Here is a 22,244-nt window from a genome sequence, read left to right as displayed (position 1 = left end):
GTCGCTATTGGCCTATCGTCATGTCTGCGCCTATCGGCTGGCCCCTGGAACCCAGAGAATATCGTCCTTGCCCTGATTGTTGGCGACCCGTCCCGCGACAAACATCCAGTCGGACAGGCGGTTGAGATATTTGACGGCGGCCGGATTGGCGCCTTCGGTCGCGGCCAGGGCCGTCGCGGCACGTTCGGCGCGTCGTGCGACGGTGCGGCACAGGTGCAGATGCGCCGACAGGACCGAGCCGCCCGGCAGGATGAAGCTGCGCAGCGGCGTCAGGGCCGCGTTCATCTGGTCGATTTCCGATTCCAGCCGTTCGACCTGCGCGTCGATGATGCGCAGAACGGGGTAGGGGGCCTCGCTGTCTTCTTCCATGCGGGGTCGGGACAGATCGGCGCCCAGATCGAAAAGATCGTTCTGGATCACCGCGATACGGTCGGCAATCGGGCCTTCGGCATGCAGCCGCGCCAGACCAAGCGTCGCGTTCAGTTCATCGACCGTGCCATAGGCATCGACGCGCGCCGAGTGTTTGGCGACACGTTCGCCGTTCGACAGGGCGGTTTCGCCCTTGTCGCCGGTGCGGGTATAGATCTTGTTCAGGACGACCATCAGCGGCTCCTTATCCAGAGATAGCCCAGAATGACGACGATGGTGACGAATTGGGCGATCAGACGCCAGCGCATCATGCGATTTCCGTGGCGTCGGTTGAATTCGCCACCCTTGGCAAAGCCGCCGATGCCCACCGCAAGGATGACCGTGACGATCAGGCAAAGGACGGCGGCGAGGATGAAAAGCGTCTTGTCATGCATCTGACATGCCTAACTGCGTTGCGCGAACCAGTCCAGCGCGCGCGTTGAAAGAAGACGGCGGCCGATTCTCGCGATTCGGGTCGGTCGGGTGACATAATAGCGCGGATCGGGGCGCGGGCTTTCCAGCGCATGGGCGATTTTTTCGCTGACCGCGCGCGGGGGCAGTTCCCATTTGTCCTTTTTCGCCTCGGGTTGATACAGGCGTTTCAGCAGGGTCGCCTGATATTGGTCGATGCGGGGGCTGTTTTTCCAGTCGATCCAGCGCTCGAAATGCGGGATGGATTTCAGGCGGATCATGGTGCCGATGGGGCCGGGTTCGATCAGGGTGACCTTGATCGGCGTGTCGGCCATTTCGACGCGCAGCACGTCGGTCAGCCCCTCCAGCGCGAATTTCGTCGCGACATAGGCGCCGCGCCACGGAATGCCGACCAGCCCCAGAACCGAACTGATGTTGACGATCCGCCCCTGACCCATTTCACGGAAATGCGGGATCAACTGGCGGGTCAGGTCATGGGTGCCGAACAGGTTGGTTTCAAATATCTCGCGCAATGCGCCGCGCGGCAGATCCTCGGCCGCGCCGGGAATGGCAAAGGCGCCGTTATTGACGACCGCATGGACGGGACCAAGCGTCAGGGCATGGGCCACGGCCTCGGTCACGCTGGATCTGTCCGCCAGATCAAGGCGAAAGCTGTCCAGCCCCTCGGCCCGCAGGCGTTCGACATCGGGTTGCTGGCGGCAGGTTGCCAGCACGCGCCAGCCGCGCCCCGCCAGATAATGCGCGGCATCATGGCCAATGCCGGACGAGCAGCCCGTGATCAGGACCGTTTTCCCCCCATCCGCGTTTCCCGTGCCCTGCATGAGGCCATCCCAATCCTGACGGAACCCGCGCGAATAGAGCGAATGCGCATGGCGGCGTCAACCGTGACCCGTCGCCGCAACCCGTCATGCGCGGCCCATGGGTGGCCGGATCGCGCCACCGGCCCGAATTTCGCGCTGGACCGATGCCCGGCGCGGCCCTATTCACAGCGACATGTCAGACGATACGAACCGCCCCAAAGACGACCAGCCCGAAGACGGGCAGAACGTGACCGAACAGCTTTCGCGCGCGATCGGCGAACGCTACCTGACCTATGCGCTGTCGACGATCATGAACCGCGCGCTGCCCGATGCCCGCGACGGGTTGAAGCCGGTGCATCGCCGCATCCTGTTTGCGATGCGGGAATTGCGGCTGTCTTCGGGCGGGGCGTTCCGGAAGTCGGCCAAGATCTCGGGCGATGTGATGGGCAACTATCACCCCCATGGCGACGGGGCGATCTATGACGCCATGGCGCGTCTGGCCCAGCCTTTCGTCATGCGCTACCCGCTGGTCGATGGTCAGGGGAACTTCGGCAATATCGACGGCGACAACCCCGCCGCCAGCCGCTACACCGAAGCCCGCCTGACCGCCGCGGCCGAGGCGCTGATGGAGGGGCTGGCCGAAAACGCGGTCGATTTCCGCCCGAACTATGACGGCACGCTGGAGGAACCCGTGGTTCTGCCCGCCGCGTTCCCGAACCTGCTGTGCAACGGCGCCAGCGGGATCGCGGTCGGGATGGCGACGAATATCCCGCCCCACAACCTGCATGAAATCGTCGATGCCTGCCTGCATCTGATCAAATCGCCGGATGCGCGGGATGAAACCTTGGTGTCCATCGTGCCCGGCCCCGATTTCCCGACCGGCGGCGTGCTGGTCGAAACCCGCGATGTCATTGCCGAGGCGTATCGCACCGGGCGCGGCAGCCTGCGTCTGCGTGCGCGTTGGGCGGTCGAGGATCTGGGTCGCGGCCAGTGGCAGATCGTCGTCACCGAAATCCCCTATCAGGTCCAGAAATCCAAGCTGATCGAACGTCTGGCCGAATTGATCCAGCTGAAAAAGGTGCCGATTCTGGCCGATGTCCGCGACGAATCGGCCGAAGATGTCCGCATCGTTCTGGAACCAAGGACCCGCGCGGTCGATGCCGATCAGCTGATGGCCGCGCTGTTCCGGGTCAGCGATCTCGAGGTGCGTTTCGGTCTGAACATGAACGTGCTGATCGACGGGCGCGTGCCCAAGGTCTGCAGCCTGAAAGAGGTTCTGCGCGCCTTTCTGGACCACCGCCGCGATGTGTTGCTGCGCCGCAGCAATCACCGGCTGGACAAGATCGCCGCCCGGCTGGAGGTGCTGGAAGGCTATATGATCGCCTTCCTCAATCTGGATCGCGTCATTGAAATCATCCGCTACGAAGACGACCCCAAGGGCGTGATGATGGCCGAATTCGGCCTGTCCGATGTTCAGGTCGAAGCGATCCTGAACATGCGCCTGCGCGCCCTGCGCCGGCTGGAAGAAATCGAATTGAAAGCCGAACATGCCGCCCTGACCGAAGAACGCGCCGCCTTGCAGGCGATGCTGGCCGATGAGGGTGCGCAATGGGCGCGCATCGCCGAACAGTTGCGCGAGGTGCGCGGGCAATTCGGCAAATCCGCCCCTGGCGGCCAGCGCCGCACCGAAATTTCCGAAGCCGGAGAAGTCGCGCCCATCGACATGGATTCGATGATCGAACGCGAGCCGGTGACCGTGATCCTGTCGAAAATGGGCTGGATCCGCGCGATGAAGGGGCATCAGCCGCTGGATGCGGAACTGAAATTCCGCGACGGTGACGGGCCTTTCATGGCCTTCCACGCGGAAACCACCGACAAGCTGATGATTCTGGGCGCGAACGGGCGGTTCTATACCTTGCCCGCCAACAACCTGCCCGGCGGTCGCGGCATGGGCGAACCGCTGCGCCTGATGGTCGATCTGCCGAATGACGCCGCCGTCATCGACATGTTCGCGTGGCGCGACGGCGTGAAATATCTGGTCGCGTCTAGGGCCGGGGACGGGTTCATCGTCAATTCCGCCGATATTCTGGCCCAGACCCGCAGCGGCAAGCAGATCCTGAACGGCGAGGCGCTGCTGTGCCGCGTCATCAGCGGCGACCATCTGGCCGTCGTCGGCGACAACCGCAAGCTGCTGATCTTCCCGCTTGACGAACTGCCCGAAATGGTGCGCGGCAAGGGTGTCCGGCTGCAGAAGTTCAAGGACGGCGGGCTGGCCGATGCGGCCTGCATCACCTTGGCGCAGGGCCTGTCATGGCGCGATCCCGCCGGGCGCACCCGCACCGAAACCGATCTGAGCGAATGGCTGGGCAAGCGCGCCACGGCTGGCCGCATGGCCCCGCGCGGCTTTCCGCGCGACAATAAATTCAACTGAAAAAGGGGCGGGCAGACATGCCCGCCTTTCTTGTTCTGTTGCGTGGCGATCAGGGCTTAGCTGTTGCCCTTGATCGTCTGGATGATCCCGCTGTCCCCGCCGGTCGAGGTGCTGACCGAGCTTTGCTGCATCGAGGAATTCTTGGCGCTACCGCAGGCCAGCGCGGGCAGCGCGGCAAGCGACAGGATCGTGGCGGTCAGGGCAATGGTCTTGGCTTTCATCATCGAGCTCCGTTCGTGGTTGCGGTTCGTGCTGATGCCGGGCAGGGCGCTTGGCCCTGCATCCATGCGTTGGCGGGAAAACTGTCTCATGGATGGGGGAACGGATCAATCGGCACCTGCCATCCCCCTGTCACGACCGCGTCAGAGAGGGGCGTCAGAGAGGGGCGGCGGGGGTTCGCAAAGCGCCCGTTTCGCGGTCAACGCGGGTGCCTGCGCTGCCTTTCTGGGGAAATTGCAGGCAATGGCGCCGGTTTGGCCGCCGCGACGCATCGCAGGTTTTGCCATCGCAGCCGGTCGCGGCAAGGGTGAAGGGGCGGATATCTTCGGGTTGTCCGCAACAGGTCCTGATCGCGCGGGACATCTTGGCTCTACCGTCGCCTTGATCCGGCTTCCTCTTGACCGGATCGGGCGGCGGCTTTTTTCCCGCGCTACAGAATTTCGACAAGGCGCTGAAGCGCCGAAATTCTGTAGACCTTTGTTTTTGCGCATTTTCGGACGCAAAGCCGGCATCCGCTTTTGCTGAAAATGCTTTAAGGCCAGTCGAGATCGACCCAGACCAGCCGGTGCCGCGAGGCCGCGGCCGCCACATCCGCCATCGCATCGCCCGGCGCGGGCCAGAACACGCCCGCATCCAGCACCGTCAGGCCCGGCGCGGGCAGGACGTAATCGACCCGCAGACTGCCCGGTCCATCGGCGGCGGGCCAGACCGCCGTATCCAGCGCGGGGTTGCCCCGATGGGTGGCATTGGCACCATCCTGCGGCGCCAGCCTGCCGCCTTCGCTGGCGGGTTCGGGGTCCTGAACGCGGGCCAGCAGGGCCTGCATCGCCTCATGCCGGCCATCGCTGTCATGCGGGTCCAGATTGGTATCGCCCAGCACGACAAAGGGCGCATCGGGCAGGCGGTCCAGCCAGAACATCGTTTCATCATGGTTGCGGCGGCCGTTGCGATCCTCTGGCCCGTCAAAGACCGGAGGGGTGGCGGCATAGGCCAGCAGGTGCAGCGGCTGGCCCCTGACCGTCACCGCCAGATGCCAATGCGCGGTGGATGACAGGCGCTGCACGGCTACGGCCTCGTCGGGCAGGGGCGGCATGATCTGGCCGGGCAGGTCGCGCCACAGGAAACCGGTGTGATCCGCGACCAGTTCGACCGGGTGGCGCGACAGCAGCGCCATGCCGCCCTGACCCATGAACATGCCGAAACCCTGCGCATCGTCGCCGGTGCCAAGGCGCCCGTCGCCGTCCAGATCAATGCCGGTGGCAAGCCCGCTGTTCGGCTGCGCGGCGAATTGATGCGGATAGGGTGCGCCCGCATCCGCCAGCAGCCCGGCAAAACCCGCCAGCGCACGATTGTCGTAATCCCAGTCAAAGCCGGTCAGCAGAATCACATCGGCATCCGCCGCCGCGATCACCTGCACCACCGCCGCGATCTGTCTGTCCTTGCCGGTTTCGATATCGCGCAGCAAAAGGCCCGGCCCCTTGCGCGAGAGGTCGGGCGAATAGCTCGCGATCCGCAGCGGCTCTGCGGTGGCGATGGTGGGCAGCGCCAGCAGCGCCGCCCACAGGGCTGTTGCAGGGGGCCTCACACCTAGGGGCGGCTTTGCGCCATCTGACCCTCGAATCCGTCGATCTTGGCGGATTTTTCCATCGTCAGGCCGATATCGTCCAGGCCGTTCAGCAGGCAATGCTTGCGGAACGGGTCGATCTCGAACGCAAAGCTTTGCCCGTCGGACGAGGTGACGGTCTGGTTTTCCAGATCCACGGTGATGCGGGCATTGGCGCCCTTGCGGGCATCCTCCATCAGCGCATCGACGGCGTCTTGCGGCAGGATGATCGGCAGGATGCCGTTCTTGAAACAGTTGTTATAGAAGATATCGGCAAAGCTGGTGGAAATCACCGCGCGGATCCCGAAATCCAGCAGCGCCCAAGGGGCATGTTCGCGCGACGAGCCGCAGCCGAAATTGTCACCCGCGACGATGATCTGGCTGTCGCGATAGGCGGGCTGGTTCAGCACGAAATCGGCAATTTCCGATCCGTCGGGGTTATAGCGCATCTCGTCGAACAGGTTCTTGCCCAGCCCCGAACGGTGGATGGTTTTCAGGAACTGTTTCGGGATGATCATGTCCGTGTCGATATTGACCAGAGGCATCGGCGCGGCGATCCCGGTCAGCGTGGTGAATTTGTCCATTATACCCTCTTGATTTGACTTTGCGGGGATTTGCCCGCTATTGCGTGGCGGCCCGTAGTCCGGGAAACCTGCCGATATCTTGCTGACCAGCCGGAAAGACCATGGAACCGAGTGAATGGAATCTGTCCCTGCCGGCCTGCATGGCCCGCGACTGGCGACCGCAGATCGGCGATCCCGAGATCACGGGATGGCTGACGGTGCTGGTCTATCTGGCGACCATGGCCCTGGCGGCGGCGGTCGCCTGGCGCGGTCGCGGCACAAGGGGCAACGGCTTCTGGGGCGGGATTGCCCTGCTGATGCTGTTTCTGGCGCTGAACAAACAGCTTGACCTGCAAAGCGCGCTGACCGCCTTTGGCCGCTGTCTTTCCCATGCCCAGGGCTGGTGGGAACATCGCAGGCTGGTGCAACTGGGGTTTATCCTGCTGCTGCTGGCGGGGATGGTCTGGGCGATGCGCCGGGTGGTCGCGCAGATGAACCACGCCCTGCTGCGCCGGAACCGGCTGGCTCTGGCGGGGCTGGGCGTGCTGTGCGCCTTTGTGCTGATGCGTGCGGTCGGGTTCCATTTCGTGGATGTCCTGATCGGCGTGCGGATTGCCGGTATCCCGATGAATTTCATCTTCGAGAATATCGGCCTGATTCTGATCGCGATCAACGCCTTTGGCCTGCTGCGCCGGGCCGCGCGCTGACGCGGCTCCGGCAGGCAGGGTTTCAGGCGCGCAGGGCCTCAGGCGTGTTCGGCCAGAAGCTCGCGCACATCGGTCAGGTGGCCCTTGATCCCGGCTGCGGCCGCCATCACCGGGGACATCAGATGCGTGCGGCCACCCCGGCCCATGCGGCCCTCGAAATTGCGGTTCGAGGTCGCGGCGCAGCGTTCGCCCGGCGCCAACTGGTCGGGGTTCATGCCCAGACACATCGAACAGCCCGCCAGACGCCATTCGAAACCGGCATCGGTAAAGATCTTGTCCAGACCTTCTTCCTCGGCCTGCAGACGCACGAGGCCCGAGCCGGGAACGACCATGCCGCGCACGCCCGTCGCCAGTTTCTGGCCTTTCAGGATGGCGGCGGCGGCGCGCAGGTCCTCGATCCGGCCATTGGTGCAGGAGCCGATGAAGACCGCGTCGATCCTGATTTCGTTCAGCGGCGTGCCGGGTTGCAGGCCCATATAGTCAAGGCTGCGGCGCGCGGCCTCGATCTTGCCGCCCTCGAAATCCTCGGGGCCAGGGACGCGGTCGGTGATCGCCAGCACGTCCTCGGGCGATGTGCCCTAGGTCACGACCGGGGCGATATCTTCGCCGCGGATGGTGATGACCTTGTCGAAATGCGCGCCTTCGTCGGTATAGAGCGTTTTCCACCAGTTGACGGCGGCTTCCCATGCGGCGCCCTTGGGCGCGTGGAGGCGGCCCATGCAATATTCAAAGGTCTTTTCGTCCGGCGCGATCAACCCGGCGCGGGCGCCGCCTTCGATCGCCATGTTGCACACGGTCATGCGGCCTTCCATCGACAGATCGCGGATCGCCGAGCCGCAATATTCGATGACATAGCCGGTGCCGCCCGCCGTGCCGGTCTTGCCGATCACCGCCAGCGTGATGTCCTTGGCGGTGACGCCGGGGCGCAGATGGCCGGTGATTTCGACCTTCATGTTTTTCGATTTCTTCTGGATCAGCGTTTGCGTCGCCAGAACATGTTCGACCTCGGAGGTGCCGATGCCATGGGCCAGCGCGCCGAATGCGCCATGCGTCGCGGTGTGGCTGTCGCCGCAGACCACGGTCATGCCGGGCAGGGTCCAGCCCTGTTCCGGGCCGACGATATGCACGATGCCCTGACGGACATCGCTCATCGGGTAATAGTTCAGGCCGAATTCGCGGGCATTCTTGTCCAGTTCGGCGACCTGGATGCGGCCTTCGGGGTTTTCGATGCCCTTCACGCGGTCGGCGGTGGTGGGCACGTTATGGTCCGGCACGGCGATGGTGCGCTCGGGCGAATGGACCTTGCGACCCGCCATGCGCAGCCCTTCGAAGGCCTGCGGGCTGGTCACTTCGTGGACCAGATGACGGTCGATATACAGGATGCAGGTGCCGTCGTCCTGACGGTCGACCACATGCGCGTCGAAGATTTTATCGTAAAGTGTGCGGGGGGTGCCCGCGTTGGTGGTGCCGGTCATGGCTGTCTCTTTCCGAAAGGACTAGCTGGTAACGAGGTTCTGGGCGGTCGCATCTGCGGCTGGCAGGCCGCGACCGGGCGGGCACAGGCCCGCAGCCCGTCAAAGTCGGGCTGTGACGGACAGGCTTTCGCCGTAGAACCGGCCCGGCAGGCGGGCGCGGTCATGAATGTCGAAATAGACGAATCCACGCATGACCGCCTATGTAAGCCTTTCCGCGCTTTGGTGCAATAATTCCGTTCCCTTCGCCCCTCATCGACTTGCGGCACCCGCCCGATAGTGGCCATGATGACGCAAGGATGCGCGAGAGAACGGCGCGGGAGAAAGGCGGGGGATGGAGCAATTCGCACCCGATCTGGTCGATGCGGCCAATGTGCTGTGGCGGCAGGTCGAGCTGTTCGTCAAAGGCATGCTGCTGCCCTGGCGGCTGAACCAGCTTGTCGCGATCCTTGGTCTGTTCATCACCGCGCATTTCATGGCCCGACCGCTGGCGCATTGGGCGAACCTGTGGCTGCGCAAGCAGCAGGGCTGGCCGAAATGGCGGCTGCGCATGGGGATTCTGGTCCAGCAAAGGATGCGCGTCATCCTGTTTGCGCTGCTGGCATGGGGGCTGGTCGCGGTCCTGCGCGAGCTGACATGGCCATCGCGCAGCCAGTTGATCGCACTGGCCGCGACGATCGCCACGGCATGGGCGGCGGTGGGGTTCGTCGTGCGGGTGATCCGCAACCGCACCCTGCGCCGCATCGTGACATGGGCGGCCTGGGTCTGGGTGACGCTGTATTTCCTGGGCTTTCTGGCGCCCTCGGCCTCGGTTCTGGACAGCGTTTCGGTGACCTTCGGCACGTTCAGGCTGTCGGCGCTGACCGTGCTGAAGGCGGCGGTCGTGACGGTCGTGCTGATCGCCGTGGCGCGCTGGCTGTCCAGGACGGTGACGGCGCGGCTGTCGCAGAATGCCGATATCTCGCCCGCGATGCAGGTCCTGACGGCCAAGCTGTTGCAGGTCGTGCTGATCAGCCTTGCCGTCCTGATCGGGCTGAAGGCCACGGGCTTCGACCTGACCGGCTTTACCGTATTCACCGGCGCGCTTGGCGTGGGGCTGGGGTTCGGCCTGCAAAAGATCGTGTCGAACCTGATGTCAGGCGTTATCATCCTGATGGACAAGTCGATCAAGCCCGGCGACGTCATCACCATCGGCGACACCTTTGGCTGGATCGAGGAACTGGGCGCGCGCTACGTCAGCGTCGTGACCCGCGACGGCCGCGAATACCTGATCCCGAACGAGGATTTCGTCACGGGGCAGGTCGTCAACTGGTCGCATACCAATGATTTCGTGCGGCTGGACCTGTCCTTTGGCGCCTCTTACGCGGATGACCCCCATCAGGTCAGCAAGATCGCGATCAATGCCGCGCTGACGGTGAAACGGGTGCTGGCGCAGCGCACGCCGGTCTGCTGGATCACGGGTTTCGGCGAACGGTCGGTGGAATATGTGCTGCGTTTCTGGATCTCGGACCCGACGGGCGGGATCACCAATGTGCGGGGACAGGTCTATCTGGCGCTGTGGGATGCGTTCAGCAAGAACGGCATCACGCTGCCCTATCCGCAACGCGAAATCCGCATTCTGCCCACGGCGGACGAAAATCCGGCAGAAGACCGGGCGCGTTAACCGGCGATTCATCCTTTGCGTCTAGGCAGGGCCTTGGTCTTGCAAGGGAAAATCAGGATGTTTCAGCGCGTTTTCATGGCCGTTCCCGTGATGTTGGCCTGCCTTTTCCTGGCGGGCTGCTTTCCGACAGACCTGACCGGGGTCAGGGCCGATGGTGGGCAGATCAAGGCGATGTTCTATCCGGGCGGCAACCGGCTTGACGATCTGGTCATCGTCGACGGGCGGAATTATTTCGGCAAGGGGCAGTATCAGATGGATGATCCGCTGGCCGATGTCGGTTTCAGGTTCAAGGACGGCATGCGGGTTCAGGCCGAATGCAGCCGAACCGGCAAGGATATCATGGGGGCTGAGGAATGCACCGAATATACGGTCTATCGCTCTGATTTCCCGCCGATTCCCGAAGGCACGCGGTTCGCCAGACCGGAAATGTTCTGATCCCTTTTCCGGTGTTTCGCCCCCGGCTCGCGGTGTTTCTGTTTCCTTCCGGATTGAGAACGCCGGATTCCGTGCTATCTTTGGGGGACCCGGCGCCGGGCAGAACGGCGCGATGACAGGAGGATGAGCTCTGTCCAATATCGTCTCGCCGGCGGATCAACCGGCAGCGACCGCCGATTCGCGCAAGCAGCCGTCAAGCGACGTCTTGCTGGATCGCATTCTTGCCTCTCTGGATGACGACAAGGCCGAAGATGTCGTGACCATTGATCTGCGCGGCCGTTCGGCCATGGCCGATCACATGGTCATCGCCTCGGGCCGGTCGTCGCGTCAGGTCGCCTCGATCGCCGAAAAACTGGTCGAGCGTCTGAAAGAGGAAACCGGCCGTTCCGCGCGTGTCGAAGGCAAGGAAACCGGTGACTGGGTGCTGATCGACACGGATGACGTCATCGTCCATGTCTTCCGTCCCGAGGTGCGCGAATTCTATCAGCTGGAAAAGATGTGGATGCCCGCCGACGCGCTGCGTTCGCCGACGCTGGATCAGTTGCGCGCCGATCACGCTGCCGATACCCGCCAGGGTTAGAACATGCGTCTGGTCATTGCCGCAGTCGGGCGGCTGCGGCAGGGCCCCGAGGCTGCGCTGATCGCCGATTACCTCGACCGTTTCGCCAGGACGGGCAGGGCGCTTGGCCTGCCCCCCGCCACCCTGACCGAGGTCGAGGACAAGCGTGGCGGTGGCATGGCGGCCGAGGCCGAATTGCTGGATCGCGCCATTCCCGATGGTGCTGCGCTGGTCATTCTGGACGAACGCGGCAAGCTGCTGACCTCGCCCGAATTTGCGCGCCAGATCGGTGACTGGCGCGATCAGGCCCGCGATATCTGCTTTGTCATCGGCGGTGCGGATGGCATCGACCCCGCGCTGCGCGCCCGTGCCGATCTGGCGATCAGTTTCAGCCGCATGGTCTGGCCGCATATGCTGGCGCGCGTGATGCTGAGCGAACAGTTGTATCGTGCGGCGACCATTCTGGCGGGCGGTCCCTATCACCGCGACTGACGGATTCATGTAACTGTATGTTTTTATTAAAATACCCCGCTTAAAACACCCCACTTCCGGGCGGAATGGGGTAAGCTGAACCTTGACCTGGCAAGAATCTATTCAGGTGGTTTACATGGTTCATCCTGTTCAGGGCGTGGTCGTCGCCCCCGATATCACGACCGATCAACGACTCCAGGCCTCGATCGCGGCAAGTAGCGGGCTGGCGCCGAACACCGCGACGGCCGATCTTGACCGTGCCCTGTCCGGCATGGCCCCGGAAGCCGAGGCCGTGGAATATCGTCTCGGGCTTGATGCCGTCGAACGCAGCTTTGGCGCGGATTCGCCCCTCGCGCGCAAGATGCGCAGTTCCCGCGCGGTTTCCGCCGCGATCCGGGCCTCGACCATCCCATCCGACAAGGAATCCTTTCGTCAGGATGTGCGCCGTCATCTGATGCGCGCCTTCGGCCATGATGAGGCGTTTCGCCGTGCCCTGCAGCAAGGCACGCTGGTCATCCAGACCACGGATGAAACGCCAGAGCTGAATTTCCAGCCCCTGATCGACTATTCCGTCTATCGTGACGGGGTCGAGAAAGGGGCCGGTCAGTTTTCCCCTGCGGGCTTCAATGACAGGCTTTATCAACAGCTTGGGCAGACCCGCAATCAGACAAGGGGCCATCTGGGTCTGCGCCAGTTCTATGCCTGGTGGCCGCAATAGGCCGGTCGCGTCAGGTCAGTCCGCGCAGGGCTCGGGCCAGTTGTCGATGATGGCCACGGCCTCGTCCGCGGTGTCGACAAAGCTGATCAGTTCCAGGTCTTCGGGGCTGATCGTGCCCGCATCGGACAGGGCCTGCCAGTTCACGACCTTTTTCCAGAATTCGACGCCGAACAGGATAAAGGGCACGCGCCGCATCCGCCCGGTCTGGATCAGGGTCAGCGCCTCGAACATTTCATCCAGTGTGCCGAAACCGCCGGGAAAGACCGTGATCGCCTTGGCGCGCATCAGGAAATGCATCTTGCGGATCGCGAAATAGTGGAAGTTGAAGCACAGATCGGGCGTCACATAGCCGTTCGGCGCCTGTTCATGCGGCAGGACGATGGACAGGCCGATCGAGATGCCGCCCGCCTCGGTCGCGCCCTTGTTCCCGGCCTCCATCACGCCGGGGCCGCCGCCGGTGCAGATGACGTTTTCGGCGCCATAGCTGTTCAGGCTGCGTTCGGTCATGCGTTTGGCAAAGATCCGCGCCTCGTCATAATAATGCGACAGGCTGGCCAGTTCGGGGGTGCGGGCGGTGTCGCGCCGGTCGGGGGCGGGGATGCGGGCGCCGCCGAACATCACGATGGTCGAACGGATGCCGCGCGCATCCATGATCATCTGCGGTTTCAGTAGTTCCAGTTGCAGCCGGACCGGGCGCAATTCGTCGCGCAGCAGGAAATCGGTGTCGGTGAAGGCAAGCTGATAGGCGGGCGCGGCCGTTTGCGGGGTCTGGGGAACCGTGCGGGTTGCGGCGACATCCTGCTGGCTGTCGCGGAACGGATTGTTGCGCTCGTCTTCTTCCATCATCGAAACCTCTGATATGATTGGCGGGCGGATTGCGCGCCCGCACCCCCCGGCTTATAGCCCTTGTGCAACAGTTTCCACCCAGGGCGAGAGAGGTCCTCCATGTCGAACATCAATGTCGCGCAGCTTGAAACCGCCATCGAAGCCGCTTGGGAAAACCGCGATTCGATCACCCCGGACACCAGGGGCGAAACCCGCGACGCGGTCGAGGCGACATTGGAGGCGCTGGACCGGGGCGCGCTGCGCGTCGCTGAAAAGCGTGGTGCCGACTGGCATGTGAACCAATGGGCGAAAAAGGCCGTTCTGCTGGGTTTCCGCCTGAAAGACATGGAAATGCAGCAGGGCGGGCCGCAGAATGGCGGCTGGTGGGACAAGGTGGACAGCAAATTCGCGGGCTGGGGCGAAACCCGCTGGCGCGAGGCCGGTTTCCGCGCCGTGCCGAACTGCGTCGTCCGCCAATCGGCCTATATCGCCACGGGCGTGGTGCTGATGCCCAGCTTCGTCAACCTGGGCGCCTATGTCGATGAGGGCACGATGGTCGACACCTGGGCGACCGTCGGCAGTTGCGCGCAGATCGGCAAGAACGTCCACCTGTCGGGCGGCGTCGGCATCGGCGGCGTGCTGGAACCGATGCAGGCCGGCCCTACCATCATCGAGGACAACTGCTTCATCGGCGCCCGTTCCGAGGTGGTCGAGGGCTGCATCGTGCGCGAAGGCTCGGTCCTGGGCATGGGCGTTTTCATCGGCAAATCGACCAAGATCGTCGACCGCGAAACCGGAGAGGTCATGTATGGCGAGGTCCCGGCCGGTTCGGTCGTCGTCGCGGGTTCCCTGCCGTCGAAGAATGGCGTGAACCTGTATTGCGCGGTCATCGTCAAGCGCGTCGATGCGCAGACCCGTTCGAAAACCTCGATCAACGAACTCTTGCGCGACTGATCCGCGATACACCCTCTGTTTGTGCAAGGATCCCGTGAACCTTTCCGCCTTTTGCCGCGTTGGAGGCACAGGGTCTTTGCAAAACAAGGGAGAATGAGACCATGGCGGGATTGGGTTGGATCGCAGCCATCATTGTCGGCGGCGCTTCGCCGGGTGGATCGGCAGCACCATCATGAAGGCCGATACAGGCATCTTTCTGAACATCATTCTGGGCATTGTCGGCGCGGTCGTCGCCAATGCGCTGCTGTCCATGTTCGGCATCTATACGCAGGCGGGCAGTTGGCTTGCGCAGGGTGTGGCCGGGTTGATCGGTGCGATCATCCTGATCTGGCTGTATCGCGCCGTGGCGCGATGACGCTGCCGCCAAGGCAGCGGATGTCCCATAGCAACAGCGAAAACCCGTGGCGCAGGCTGCGGGTTTTTGCATGCGGTTGCGGCTCCCAGGCGGTGAAATCGGCAATGACGGCGCCCGTGATCCGCACCAGATCGGCGGGGCCGATGGCAAAGACATGGCGCGGTGTGCCCGCCGCTGCCCAGACCTCGGGGAAATCCGACAGCCGGGGGTCGATCCATGCCTCGATCCGGGTCAGATGGCCGACGGGCGCGACGCCGCCGATGGCAAAGCCGGTTTCCGCGCGGATCAGCCCGGCATCGGCCTTGCCCAGCCTTTGCCCCGCGACGGCCGTCGCCTTTTGCGCATCGACGCGGTTGCCGCCTGCGGTCAGGAACAGCACGACATGGCCCGTATCCTCGCCGCGAAAGATGATCGACTTGGCGATCTGATCGACCTCGCAGCCAACGGCGCGGGCGGCGTCCTCGGCGGTGCGGGTGCCTTCGGTCATCTCGCGGATTTCGGTGTCGATCCCGGCGGATTCCAGCGCGTCGCGGACACGTTTCAGGCTCTTGCTCATTGCCTCTTTCCCCGGCTCGTTCACTTTCGCGATGAAATGAAGGGGAAATCATGCCGGATATCAAGGTCTATACGCTGCTGGTCGAACTGGGGCGCCGCGATGGCGATGGCCTGCCGGACGATGCCACGGGCGGCGCCATGCTGATCTATGCCGCAGGTCAGGACGAGGCCGAGGCGGTGCGCGAAACCGTGGCGATCCTGAAACAGGCCGATCTGAACCCGATCGAGGTCACGGGCCACGGATCGCTGGACGAACGACTGGCCGAGGGGCATGAAATCCCCGGCGAGGAACGCGCCCTGATGCAGCGCGCGCTGGACGAAAACGCCGTCATCGTCGCCCAGTCCGAGCCGCTTTTCGGTGGCGATACCCTGTCAGAGGATGACTGGGCATATAGCGGTTGATCGGTTAGAATCCGGCGAAACAGCAGAAAACACCAACAAACAGGCAGTGACATGACCCTTTCCGTGACCCGTCTTGCGGTTTCCGCCGCGCTGATCAGCGCGCTGGCAAGCTGCGGCGTGCCGATGAACATGGCGCCCGGCGCCGGTGCCGCGCCCTCGGGCCCGGTGACACCCGCCCCGATCCCGCCGGCGTCCGCAGGGGACGAAGCGGGTCTGCAACGCTGGATCCAGAGCTTCCGCCCGCGCGCCATGTCGGCGGGGATTTCGCCCGCGACCTATGATCGCGCCATGCGCATCGCGCGCTACAACCCCGAGGTGATCCGCCTGGATCGTCGTCAGGCCGAATTCTCGCGTCCGGTCTGGCTGTATCTGGACAGCGCGGTGTCGGATTCGCGGATCTCGACCGGGCGGCAAAGAGCGGCGCAGCATGGCCGCACGCTGGCGGCTATCGAACAGCGTTATGGCGTGCCGCGCGAAATCGTGCTGGCGGTCTGGGGCATGGAATCGAACTTCGGCGCGAACCGGGGCAAGATGCAGATCATCCCCTCGCTGGCGACGCTGGCCTATGACGGGCGCCGGGGCGAGATGTTCCAGAACCAGCTGATCGCCGCGCTGAAGATCCTGCAGGCGGGCGATACTGATCCCGAACATATGCTGGGAAGCTGGGCGGGCGCGATGGGCCATACCCAGTTCATGCCGACCTCCTATCTGGAATATGCGGTCGATTTCACCGGCGACGGCCGCCGCGACATCTGGTCCGAAGACCCGACCGACGCGCTGGCATCGACGGCCGCCTATCTGGCCCGCAACGGCTGGCAGCGTGGCCAGACATGGGGCGCCGAGGTGCAACTGCCCGCGAATTTCAACATGGGGCTGATCGGCAAGGGCACGCGCCGGTCCAGCGGCGACTGGTCGGCGCAGGGCGTGCGCCGCATCGGTGGCGGCGCGCTGCCGGGCGGTTCGGGTTCGATCATCATGCCGGCGGGCGCGCGTGGCCCGGCCTTTTTCATCACCGACAACTTCCGGTCGATCCTGCGCTACAACAACTCGGACAATTACGCGCTTGGCGTGGCCTTCCTGGGCGAACGCATCGCGGGCCGGTCCGGGATTCAGGGCCAGTGGCCGCGCAACGACCGGCCGCTGTCGACCTCGGAACGCGAGGAAATCCAGCGCTCGTCTGGCGCAAAGGGTTTCTATCAGGGCGAGATTGACGGGCTGTTCGGTTCTGCCACGATGGAATCCGTGTCCGCTTATCAGCGGTCGATCGGGGTCACGCCGGATGGCTATCCGACCTCGATCCTGCTGGATCAGCTGCGCCGCTGAAAAAATCCCGGCTGGCGGGCAGGACCCCGCCAGCCCCTTTGCCTCTTCGCCCCTGCCGTGGCAGAGATTGGTCGAGTAATTGACTAAGAAATCCGGCATCGCGTCCGGGGCGCCCGGATCCGGGCGCAGAGAGGGCCAAAGATGAATACCCATTCCGCCGATCTGAACCTGCCGCTGAAGGATGTCATTCCCGTTCTGCGTCAGGGCGCGGAAGTCTATGAAATGCAGGTTCAGGAAACCGAAAACGGTGCCGAGCTGAAATTTCACGGTGCTGAAATCGGGCTTTCGGGCGGCGATGCGGCCTGTCGCCTGACCCTGCGCGCCGATGATCCGGCATGGCTGGTGCAGTTGCAGGAAATCCTGACCCATTTCTTTGAACACAGCGGGCTTCAGGGCAATCTGCAATGGGCGCGCACCCGCGCGCCAGGCCTGCCCGCGAATGTCACCGTGGCGCAGGCGCTGCGCAGCGAACGCATCTCTCCGTCGTTCCAGTGATCCGGCTGACGGGCGATTTCAGCCGCTTTTCGCCCGATGCGATGCATTTCCGCCTGCTTTACGGGCCGGGCGCCGGCGATCTGCCGCAATGCGACGAAACCGGCACGACGATCTGGCCCGGCGGCATCGACGTCTGGCACCGCCCGCCCTATACGGTCCGCGCCATCGACCCGGAAGGCGACTGGATCGATGTCGATATCTTTATCCATGACGGTGGGCGCGTCACCGACTGGCTGGCGCGCACGCAGGTCGGCGACAATGTCGCGCTGAGCGGGCCGGGCGGCAAGACCCCGCAAAGCGCGCCCCGGGTCGCCTATCTGGGCGATGAAACCGCGCTGCCGGTCGTCGCCCGCGCGTTGGAGCGTCTGCCGCAGGATGCGCGGGGCGTGGCCTGATCATCGTGGCCGATGCTGCCGATGCGCAGCCGATCCGACATCCGGCGGGGGTCGAACTACGCTGGATCACGCGCGGGGCAGGGGATGAAATGCTGACCGCGCTGCGCGAGATCAGCTTTCCCGATGCCGGTCGTTACGTCTTTTTCGCCGCCGAACGCGAAGAGGCTGCGGCCGCGCGCGAATTGCTGGCCGCGGCCGGTTTGCAGCGCAACGAATTCCACGCCTTTGCCTGTGGACCGATGGCTGGCAGCCGCCAGCCGAGCAGGTACCAAGCCTGCACCGTCTGGTCGTCACGCCGCGCGCGGTCCCGCTGTCCCGAACCGTTTCCGCGCCGGGGCGTGTCCGGCGGCCTATTCCGCCTTGGCCGCGATCCCGTCCAGCGCGGCGCGGGTGGCTGCGGCGACGGCGATGACCAGCGGCACCTCGAACTTGTCCTGAATGCGCATGGCGGGGCCTGACAGCGGGCCGCCGCCCATGATGATCGCTTGCACGCCGTCATTCGCGATGCTGCGTTCGACCGCGCCGGTCAGGGCGGCGTCCAGCGCATCGGCATCCTTGACGAGTTCCTTGGGGTCGCCTTCGGTTACGGTCACGCCGCGATATTGACCGGCATAGCCCAGTTCCTCGGCCTGCAGGCGGAAGGATTCGATCAGCCCTTCGTCCGGGGTGATGGTGACGATGGAAGCGCTGCGGCATCCTGGCGGCTGCGTGAAACGCCGCCTCGCCAATGCTGGATGCCATGACATTCGACACGGATTCGCGCAGTTCCGGGGCAGGCCGGGATCGCTGAAGGCCGAAACGATGATCGCGGCAACGCCCGGTTCTGTCGCGACCTGCTGGCCGATCCCGGCGACGCCCTCGGTCGCGTTCACCATATCCTCGGGCGTGGTCAGCAGGGCGGGGACGCCGGTGTTGGTGCGTTCGACGATGGTTGCGCGATCACCCGCGACGCCACGCGCCAGATCGGCCATGCCCTTGGTCGCATCGGCGTTCGAATTCGGGTTGATCAGCACGATGACCGGCACTTCGGCCAGCGCGGCGGTCGGCAGGGCAGGGGCGGCGGCGATCATGGCGGCGGACAGGATCCCAAGGGAAAAGGGGCGAAGGGGTTTCATGGCGGTAACCTTTGTTCTGCTGGGTGAAAGACATGCCGCATCCTTCGCGCAAGCGGGCTGCGCGTGGCACGGTCGTGTTGATGGCAGCGGGCCGCCCGCTCAGGCGGCCCTTTCGTCAGGCAAAGCAGAGTTTCCTTTGCGGAACAGGTGCATAGCCCCCAAACCGCGAGGTGTGCAGCTTCAGCCGCACCATGGATTCGCACAGGCTGACCGCGCAACTGACCCCGTCCAGCACCGGCACGCCATGTTCGCCCGCCAGCCTGTCGGCCAGATCGGTCATGCCGGCGCAGCCCAGAACGATCGCCTCGGCCCGGTCGTCGCGGATGGCATGGCCGATTTCGGCGCTGATCCGGGCATAGGCATTGCTGCCCGGTTCTTCCAGTTCCAGCACCGCCACCTCGGACGAGCGCACGCGCGCGCAGCGTGCCCACAGCCCGTGGCGGTGCAGATTGTGTTCCAGCGCCGGGACCGAACGCGCCAGCGTCGTCACCACGGAAAACTTGTTCGCGATCATCGAGGCCATGTGATAGGCGGCTTCGCCGATCCCCACGACCGGCTTGTCGGTCAGGCAGCGCGCGGCATCCAGACCGGTGTCGTCGAAACAGGCGATGACGACGGCATCGACATCGAGGGTGTCGTGGATGACCCGCAGCAGTCCGGGCAGGCTCATGGCTTCGTCGAGAAAAGCCTTCGATGGACGCCGGGCCATGGGGGGGATTCACCGCCACGATCTCTGTCCCTGGCGCTGCAATCCGCCGCGCCGCCGCCCTGATTTTTTCGGTCATCGACGCCGTGGTATTGGGGTTAAGCACAAGAATGCGCATGAATTAAACCTCTCCTCCCAGATAGGCGGCCTTGACGCGGGGGTCGTCCAGCAATTCGCGGGAATTGCCCGACAGCACGATCTGACCCGTCGACAGCGCATAGGCACGGTTGGAAATCGACAGGGCCATGCGGCTGTTCTGTTCGACCAGCAGGACGGACACGCCTTCGTCGCGGCTGATCGCGACAATCGCGCGGGCGATGTCCTGCACCAGTTTCGGCGCGATCCCCAGACTGGGCTCATCGAGCAGCAGCAGCTTCGGCTTGGCCATCAGCGCGCGGCCGATCACCATCATCTGCTGTTCGCCGCCCGACAGCGTGCTGGCCTGCTGGTTGAAGCGTTCGCGCAGGCGCGGAAAGCGGGTCAGGATGCTTTCCAGCGTTTGTTCGATGTCCAGCTTGTCGGTGCGGGTAAAGGCGCCCATCAGCAGGTTGTCTTTCACGCTCATCAGGGGAAAGACGCGCCGCCCTTCGGGAACCATGGCGATGCCGCGGCGGACGATATCGGCGGCGGATGTCCCGTCCAGCCTGTCGCCCAGATAGGAAATCGAGCCGGATTTGATTTTCCGCAGCCCCGTGATCGCGCGCAGGATCGACGATTTCCCCGCGCCATTGGCGCCGATCAGCGCCACGGTTTCGCCCTCATCCAGATGGATGGAAACGCCCTTCAGCGCATAGACGTGATCGTAGTAAAGTTCGACATTGTCGAAATCCAGCATTCTGGTCATGTGCTTACATCCCGATGGCGGCGTCTTCGGAACCCAGATAGGCCTCGATGACGCGGGGGTTCGACTGGATGTCTGCGGGCGTTCCTTCGGCGATCTTTTCGCCGAAGTTGATGCAGACGATGCGGTCGGAAATTTTCATCACCGCCGGCATGTCATGTTCGACCAGCAAGACGGTCAGCCCGCGTTCGTCGCGCAGACGCCGGACCAGCGCCACCATCCGCATGGTTTCGTCATGGTTCATCCCGGCGAAAGGTTCGTCCAGCAAGATCACCTGCGGATGCGTGGCCAGACCGATGGCCATACCAAGCGCCCGCAAATGCCCCTGTGGCAGGTTCGAGGCGAGTTCATTCCCGATCTCGCGCAGCCCCAGAAACTCCAGAATATCATCGGCGGAACGGGAGAATTCGGCCTCGTCCTCGCGCGCGGCGGCATTGCCAAGGAAATAGCCCAGCAGGGACGCCTTGGACCGCAGGTGATGCGACACGATGATGTTTTCGCGCACGGTCATCGACTTGAAGATCGTGGTTTCCTGGAATGTCCGCACGATGCCCATGCGGGCGACCTTGTGCGGGGGCAGGCCGGATATGCGGTTGCCGCGAAACAGCACCTCGCCCGTGGTCGGGGTCTCGAACCCGGCGATCTGCTTGAACAGCGTGGACTTTCCCGCGCCGTTCGGGCCGATGACCGACAGGATTTCACTTTCGGCGACGTCGAAGGTGATGTCGTTGTTCGCCGTCAGTCCGCCGAATTTCTTGGTGACATTGCGGATTTCAAGGATCGGGCTCATTTGCCGCCCTCCTTCTTGTCAAGCAGGCTGAGAATGCCGTTGGGCAGGATCAGCATCAGGGCGATCATCGACCCCGAATAGATCAGCAGCTGGTATTGCTTGAAGACCGACAGAAGGTCCCAACCGAAATACAGCAGCAAGGTGCCCAGCATCGGCCCGAACACATAACCCAAGCCCCCAAGGAAGCAGTACAGCACGAAGTTCACGCTATCTTGCACCACGAAGGACGACGGATAGATCGACTGCGAGATCGAGACGAACATCGCCCCCGCAACCCCGCCGAAAAAGCTGGAGATCGCATAGGCCAGGATGCGCAGCCAGGTGGTGTTGACGCCGATGGACGCCGAGAGTTCCTCGTTTTGCTGAAGCGAGCGGCACAGGTGGCCAAGCCGCGTGTTCACGATGCGCCACAGGACCAGATAGACCAGCACCATCAGGGCGACGGCGACCATGTAAAAGGCCTGGCGCGGGTTTTGCAGCGTCGAGAAATCGGGGATCAGGGTGATGCCCAGGACCGACAGCTCGCCCGGCAGCGGGATCGAGGTGATGCCCTTGGCGCCGTTGGTGATCGGCAGGGCCAGCGCGGTCAGGCGGGCGACCTCGGTCAGAACCAGCGTGACCATGGCGAAATAGACGCCGCGCAGCCGCAGGATGGGCAGGCCGATCAGCACCGAAATCACCGCGCAGAAGATGCCCGCCAGCGGCAGGGTCAGCCAGAAACTGACGCCGGCCTGTGTGATCAGGATGGCGGAAACATAACCCCCCATCAGCGCATAGGCGCCCTGACCGATGTTGATGCGGCCGATGTAAAAGGTCAGCCAGACCCCTGCCGCACCGATCGCCAGCAGCGCGACCGAGGTCAGCGTATAATAGAAATCCGACCGGCCGGTCGCGGCGATGAACATCGGCACCGCGACAAAGACCAGCGCCAGAAAGGCAGCCATGCCCAGGATGCGCGCCGTCACGCTGCCCTTGGCAGCCATGGTTTCAGTGTTCGTGTTCATGGA

The 22,244-nt window shown here is 64.0% G+C and carries 26 protein-coding genes and 4 pseudogenes; 14 read left to right on the top strand and 16 right to left on the bottom strand.

What is annotated here, in order from left to right:
• Positions 1-30: 30 nt before the first annotated feature.
• Genes PE067_RS18745 through PE067_RS18735 form a run of 3 tightly spaced genes read right to left on the bottom strand, consistent with a single transcriptional unit; the run spans position 31 to position 1,661 of the window.
• Positions 31-603, bottom strand: coding sequence for a cob(I)yrinic acid a,c-diamide adenosyltransferase (locus tag PE067_RS18745; protein WP_276191212.1), 573 nt, complete (start codon positions 601-603; stop codon positions 31-33).
• Positions 603-803 (bottom strand): twin transmembrane helix small protein, encoded by a 201-nt coding sequence (locus PE067_RS18740; protein WP_276191211.1) that lies wholly within the window; start codon positions 801-803, stop codon positions 603-605. The genes PE067_RS18745 and PE067_RS18740 overlap by 1 nt, the downstream gene beginning before the upstream one ends.
• 9 nt (positions 804-812) lie before the next feature.
• Positions 813-1,661: an SDR family NAD(P)-dependent oxidoreductase gene (locus tag PE067_RS18735; protein ID WP_276191210.1), complete on the bottom strand. Its 849-nt coding sequence runs from the start codon at positions 1,659-1,661 to the stop codon at positions 813-815.
• A 172-nt stretch (positions 1,662-1,833) separates the two neighbouring features.
• Between PE067_RS18735 and parC the strand changes: the two genes are divergently transcribed.
• Entirely contained in the window at positions 1,834-4,071 is a 2,238-nt protein-coding gene (parC, locus tag PE067_RS18730; protein ID WP_276191209.1) for a DNA topoisomerase IV subunit A, read from the top strand.
• Positions 4,072-4,127: 56 nt separating this feature from the next.
• On the opposite strand, the gene PE067_RS18725 is transcribed toward parC, so the two are convergent.
• On the bottom strand, positions 4,128-4,292 hold the full coding sequence (locus PE067_RS18725; RefSeq protein ID WP_276191208.1) for a hypothetical protein: 165 nt from the start codon (positions 4,290-4,292) through the stop codon (positions 4,128-4,130).
• Between PE067_RS18725 and PE067_RS18720 the strand changes: the two genes are divergently transcribed.
• A complete protein-coding gene (locus PE067_RS18720) occupies positions 4,282-4,815 on the top strand; it encodes a hypothetical protein (RefSeq protein WP_276191207.1) in 534 nt (177 codons plus the stop codon). The genes PE067_RS18725 and PE067_RS18720 overlap by 11 nt on opposite strands.
• 7 nt (positions 4,816-4,822) lie before the next feature.
• On the opposite strand, the gene PE067_RS18715 is transcribed toward PE067_RS18720, so the two are convergent.
• Positions 4,823-5,875 (bottom strand): endonuclease/exonuclease/phosphatase family protein, encoded by a 1,053-nt coding sequence (locus PE067_RS18715; protein ID WP_276191206.1) that lies wholly within the window; start codon positions 5,873-5,875, stop codon positions 4,823-4,825.
• 2 nt (positions 5,876-5,877) lie between these two features.
• Positions 5,878-6,477 (bottom strand): 3-isopropylmalate dehydratase small subunit, encoded by a 600-nt coding sequence (gene leuD / locus PE067_RS18710; RefSeq protein ID WP_276191205.1) that lies wholly within the window; start codon positions 6,475-6,477, stop codon positions 5,878-5,880.
• Positions 6,478-6,578: 101 nt separating this feature from the next.
• On the opposite strand from leuD, the gene PE067_RS18705 reads away from it, so the two are divergent.
• Positions 6,579-7,163: a hypothetical protein gene (locus tag PE067_RS18705; protein WP_276191204.1), complete on the top strand. Its 585-nt coding sequence runs from the start codon at positions 6,579-6,581 to the stop codon at positions 7,161-7,163.
• A 38-nt stretch (positions 7,164-7,201) separates the two neighbouring features.
• Here the strand turns inward: PE067_RS18705 and leuC are convergent.
• Positions 7,202-8,638: pseudogene (gene leuC / locus PE067_RS18700) on the bottom strand (3-isopropylmalate dehydratase large subunit).
• Between the two features lie 331 nt (positions 8,639-8,969).
• Between leuC and PE067_RS18695 the strand changes: the two are divergent.
• The 5 genes from PE067_RS18695 to PE067_RS18675 all read left to right on the top strand — a co-directional run bounded on the left by PE067_RS18695 (position 8,970) and on the right by PE067_RS18675 (position 12,481).
• Complete coding sequence (locus tag PE067_RS18695; protein ID WP_276191203.1) at positions 8,970-10,298, top strand: mechanosensitive ion channel domain-containing protein; 1,329 nt, start codon at positions 8,970-8,972, stop codon at positions 10,296-10,298.
• Between the two features lie 57 nt (positions 10,299-10,355).
• The gene (locus PE067_RS18690; RefSeq protein ID WP_276191202.1) at positions 10,356-10,733 is read left to right on the top strand and encodes a hypothetical protein; all 378 of its coding nucleotides are present in this window, start codon (positions 10,356-10,358) and stop codon (positions 10,731-10,733) included.
• Positions 10,734-10,872: 139 nt separating this feature from the next.
• Positions 10,873-11,313, top strand: coding sequence for a ribosome silencing factor (gene rsfS / locus PE067_RS18685; RefSeq protein ID WP_276191600.1), 441 nt, complete (start codon positions 10,873-10,875; stop codon positions 11,311-11,313).
• 3 nt (positions 11,314-11,316) lie between these two features.
• Entirely contained in the window at positions 11,317-11,784 is a 468-nt protein-coding gene (rlmH, locus tag PE067_RS18680; protein WP_276191201.1) for a 23S rRNA (pseudouridine(1915)-N(3))-methyltransferase RlmH, read from the top strand.
• Between the two features lie 115 nt (positions 11,785-11,899).
• Positions 11,900-12,481 carry a hypothetical protein gene (locus tag PE067_RS18675; RefSeq protein ID WP_276191200.1) on the top strand — a complete coding sequence of 194 codons (582 nt, stop codon included), beginning with the start codon at positions 11,900-11,902 and terminating at the stop codon, positions 12,479-12,481.
• A 15-nt stretch (positions 12,482-12,496) separates the two neighbouring features.
• On the opposite strand, the gene PE067_RS18670 is transcribed toward PE067_RS18675, so the two are convergent.
• Positions 12,497-13,327 carry a TIGR00730 family Rossman fold protein gene (locus tag PE067_RS18670; RefSeq protein WP_276191198.1) on the bottom strand — a complete coding sequence of 277 codons (831 nt, stop codon included), beginning with the start codon at positions 13,325-13,327 and terminating at the stop codon, positions 12,497-12,499.
• Positions 13,328-13,426: 99 nt separating this feature from the next.
• Between PE067_RS18670 and dapD the strand changes: the two genes are divergently transcribed.
• The gene (gene dapD / locus PE067_RS18665) at positions 13,427-14,260 is read left to right on the top strand and encodes a 2,3,4,5-tetrahydropyridine-2,6-dicarboxylate N-succinyltransferase (protein ID WP_276191197.1); all 834 of its coding nucleotides are present in this window, start codon (positions 13,427-13,429) and stop codon (positions 14,258-14,260) included.
• Between the two features lie 101 nt (positions 14,261-14,361).
• A pseudogene (locus tag PE067_RS18660) lies at positions 14,362-14,615 on the top strand (GlsB/YeaQ/YmgE family stress response membrane protein).
• Between the two features lie 88 nt (positions 14,616-14,703).
• Here PE067_RS18660 and PE067_RS18655 read toward each other — a convergent pair.
• Positions 14,704-15,171, bottom strand: a pseudogene (locus tag PE067_RS18655) (YbaK/EbsC family protein); the annotation flags it as partial.
• A 50-nt stretch (positions 15,172-15,221) separates the two neighbouring features.
• Between PE067_RS18655 and PE067_RS18650 the strand changes: the two are divergent.
• The 4 genes from PE067_RS18650 to PE067_RS18635 all read left to right on the top strand — a co-directional run bounded on the left by PE067_RS18650 (position 15,222) and on the right by PE067_RS18635 (position 17,785).
• Entirely contained in the window at positions 15,222-15,572 is a 351-nt protein-coding gene (locus tag PE067_RS18650; protein ID WP_276191196.1) for a hypothetical protein, read from the top strand.
• Between the two features lie 51 nt (positions 15,573-15,623).
• On the top strand, positions 15,624-16,895 hold the full coding sequence (locus PE067_RS18645; protein ID WP_276191195.1) for a lytic murein transglycosylase: 1,272 nt from the start codon (positions 15,624-15,626) through the stop codon (positions 16,893-16,895).
• Between the two features lie 141 nt (positions 16,896-17,036).
• On the top strand, positions 17,037-17,390 hold the full coding sequence (locus tag PE067_RS18640; RefSeq protein WP_276191194.1) for a hypothetical protein: 354 nt from the start codon (positions 17,037-17,039) through the stop codon (positions 17,388-17,390).
• Positions 17,387-17,785 (top strand): siderophore-interacting protein, encoded by a 399-nt coding sequence (locus PE067_RS18635; protein WP_276191193.1) that lies wholly within the window; start codon positions 17,387-17,389, stop codon positions 17,783-17,785. Before PE067_RS18640 ends, PE067_RS18635 begins: the two co-directional genes overlap by 4 nt.
• 56 nt (positions 17,786-17,841) lie before the next feature.
• Here PE067_RS18635 and PE067_RS18630 read toward each other — a convergent pair whose 3' ends face one another.
• From PE067_RS18630 to PE067_RS18605, 7 genes and pseudogenes are all read right to left on the bottom strand, one after another.
• The gene (locus PE067_RS18630; protein ID WP_276191192.1) at positions 17,842-18,006 is read right to left on the bottom strand and encodes a hypothetical protein; all 165 of its coding nucleotides are present in this window, start codon (positions 18,004-18,006) and stop codon (positions 17,842-17,844) included.
• 129 nt (positions 18,007-18,135) lie between these two features.
• A complete protein-coding gene (locus tag PE067_RS18625; protein ID WP_276191190.1) occupies positions 18,136-18,900 on the bottom strand; it encodes an aspartate/glutamate racemase family protein in 765 nt (254 codons plus the stop codon).
• 115 nt (positions 18,901-19,015) lie between these two features.
• Positions 19,016-19,570 (bottom strand): aspartate/glutamate racemase family protein, encoded by a 555-nt coding sequence (locus tag PE067_RS18620; RefSeq protein WP_346429734.1) that lies wholly within the window; start codon positions 19,568-19,570, stop codon positions 19,016-19,018.
• Positions 19,571-19,640: 70 nt separating this feature from the next.
• A pseudogene (locus PE067_RS22020) lies at positions 19,641-19,685 on the bottom strand (hypothetical protein); the annotation flags it as partial.
• A 42-nt stretch (positions 19,686-19,727) separates the two neighbouring features.
• On the bottom strand, positions 19,728-20,441 hold the full coding sequence (locus PE067_RS18615; protein WP_346429742.1) for an ABC transporter ATP-binding protein: 714 nt from the start codon (positions 20,439-20,441) through the stop codon (positions 19,728-19,730).
• A 13-nt stretch (positions 20,442-20,454) separates the two neighbouring features.
• Complete coding sequence (locus PE067_RS18610) at positions 20,455-21,237, bottom strand: ABC transporter ATP-binding protein (RefSeq protein ID WP_276191187.1); 783 nt, start codon at positions 21,235-21,237, stop codon at positions 20,455-20,457.
• A complete protein-coding gene (locus PE067_RS18605; protein WP_276191186.1) occupies positions 21,234-22,241 on the bottom strand; it encodes a branched-chain amino acid ABC transporter permease in 1,008 nt (335 codons plus the stop codon). The genes PE067_RS18610 and PE067_RS18605 overlap by 4 nt, the downstream gene beginning before the upstream one ends.
• Positions 22,242-22,244: the final 3 nt, after the last annotated feature.

This window comes from Paracoccus sp. DMF-8 (assembly GCF_029309835.1).
Classification (GTDB): domain Bacteria; phylum Pseudomonadota; class Alphaproteobacteria; order Rhodobacterales; family Rhodobacteraceae; genus Paracoccus.
This window is presented reverse-complemented; position numbering and strand designations above follow the sequence as displayed.